Here is a 2321-nt window from a genome sequence, read left to right on the forward strand (position 1 = left end):
GCGAATTCCGAGTTTCTTTTGCTTTTTCTAAAAGTCACGAAAATATTAACCAAAAAATTGCCCCTCGAATCGAGCGAGAGCGAGATTCAATAGAGTTTGAGCGTAGCGAAAACCAAGGGCAATTTTTAAAGGTGTATATATTTTTTAATATTTTTAACTTTTAAATACTTTTAGAACGTCTGTAATGCTCATATAGAAAGGATTATAGATATTTAATTCATACATTTACCTAGGAAACTCCATACATTTACCTAGGAAACTCCATACATTTACCTAGGAAACTTCATACATTTACCTAGATCTTCATACATTTACCTAGATATAAATAATCTCTATATTTTTAGCTAATTTTAGTTCTTTCACTATTTGTTTTGATTGATTCTTATACTTATAATTTATAAATCAGACTATTTTTTATACTCCAAATTTATAGATGGATAATTTTTTATACTTTGATAAAGATCAAAAAATTAAAAAAACACTGTACAAAAGAATAATCATACATTTTTCTAGGTTTGACTTTACTATTGTTAGCTCATATATTCATACATTATCAAATATGTATGAATTAAAAAAATATGGATTCTCAATTAGATACTATAGTAGTTGATGATCATGAATACCCTATTCAAAAGCCTGTAGCTCAATATCCAGCAGAATATACAGTCATGCAGAATAGGATGATCGAAGCGTGGAATAGCATGTCCGTAGATGAAAAAAGGATCTTTATTTTAGCTAGCCCTATAGTTCGTCTTAATCCAATGAGTGAATCTAGTAAATTTACTATTACTGCTAAAGACTTTGCTGAAGCATGTGATATCGAACTAGGCAGTGCCTACTCTCAATTAAAAAGAGCTGCTGATGATCTTCGTGGAAGATACTTTTCTTACATAAATACAAAAGGTAATCGCGTGTCGGTTCACTGGGTAATTCGTATTGAATATGCAGATGGAAAAATAAGCTTTTACTTCACAAATGAAGTCCTGTTTATGTTGTCTATATTTAATAACAATCATCCATACACAAAGTTTACAATTAAAGAAGTTTTACAGCTAAGAGGATCCCACTCCATCCAGCTTTATCAATTATTAAAACAATACGAAAATATAGGACACAGAGATTTCAAAGAAGAAGAGTTCAGAAATATATTCGAGTTACAAAATAAGTATTCCTTGCTTTGGAATTTAAAAAAAAGAGTTATCGTACCAGCGGTATCAGAAATTAATAAATCTACTGAACTACAAGTATCTTTCTCCAACCTTAAAGATGGCAAAAAAATTACAGGTTTTAGATTCGTAATTGGAAAAAAAGAAACTACGAAGCCTTCTAAAGAAAAGAAAAAAGAAAAGCCTCTTACAGTTAGCCAAATTGATTTGTTCTCAAACAAACTTGCCTATGACTCAGCTTTTGCGAACCAATATAGTGAAGTTGGTGAGAGTTATGAGGATTTTGCTAAACGAATTGCTAATCAGCTAATAGACCCTGCAAAAGTAAGAGAATATATGCCTTACTTAAAGCAGTTAGGATTCAAGTCATTAAGTTAATTGACACTGTCAATTGAATAGTCAATTATTAACATGACTTGATAACAACTTTACAACTATGAAAAAGCTATCAGTATCGGAACTTGCAAAGCTATATGGATATTCACGACAAGCTATATATGCTCATATTAATAAAGGAAATTTATCTAAAAGCTCAGATGGTTTGATTGACTTTGCAGAGGCACTTAGAGTCTTTGGAGAACCACAAAACAAAAATGTAACTGTCAATCAAAGTAAATCAACTGACAGTCAAAACTTAACAGAAATTGACATGCTAAAACGTCAAGTTGACATGCTTGAACGTCAATTAAACCAATCAATTTTGCGAGAAAATCAGTCTTTAGAGAGAGAAAACTTCTACCAAGAACAAATCGAAGCAATGCAACGCCTACTGGAAGCCCCAAAACCTCCAAAGGTAGAAGATCCAACACCAGTTGCAACACCCCAAGAGACTGTTGAACCAAAAGAAGAAGCTGAGATTCAGACTGAGATCCAAGAGCCTAAGAAGCGAATTCCAGTACCAGAGCATATTGAACCTGAACCTGAAAAAAGGGGCTTTTGGAGCCGTTTTTTTAGACCCTATGATTAACAAAAATTATTTAATTAAAATGAATAAAACCGTGGAACATTGATCAGTAAGTAAGCGTGGAACATGAAAAATCATAAAAAAAGCCCATTCGAGGGTGAATGGGCTATAAAACTTGAATCAACAAATTGAATTATAACACAATTTCAAAAGCATTGCGTATAAGGTGTATTATGTTAATTTTAGAAAAT

The 2321-nt window shown here is 31.9% G+C and carries 2 protein-coding genes; both read left to right on the forward strand.

What is annotated here, in order from left to right:
- The first annotated feature begins 578 nt into the window (after positions 1-578).
- Positions 579-1544, forward strand: coding sequence for a RepB family plasmid replication initiator protein (locus FTV42_RS16325; protein ID WP_178319600.1), 966 nt, complete (start codon positions 579-581; stop codon positions 1542-1544).
- Between the two features lie 58 nt (positions 1545-1602).
- Positions 1603-2133: a plasmid replication DNA-binding protein gene (locus FTV42_RS16330; RefSeq protein WP_180039210.1), complete on the forward strand. Its 531-nt coding sequence runs from the start codon at positions 1603-1605 to the stop codon at positions 2131-2133.
- Positions 2134-2321 lie beyond the last annotated feature (188 nt).

Origin of the sequence: Acinetobacter sp. YH16052 (assembly GCF_013417155.1) — a bacterium.
Classification (GTDB): domain Bacteria; phylum Pseudomonadota; class Gammaproteobacteria; order Pseudomonadales; family Moraxellaceae; genus Acinetobacter.

What these genes read in the sequence shown, in the direction of transcription:
- FTV42_RS16325 (WP_178319600.1), top strand. Translation starts at nt 579, where the DNA reads ATGGATTCTCAATTAGATACTATAGTAGTTGATGATCATGAATACCCT.
- FTV42_RS16330 (WP_180039210.1), top strand. Translation starts at nt 1,603, where the DNA reads ATGAAAAAGCTATCAGTATCGGAACTTGCAAAGCTATATGGATATTCA.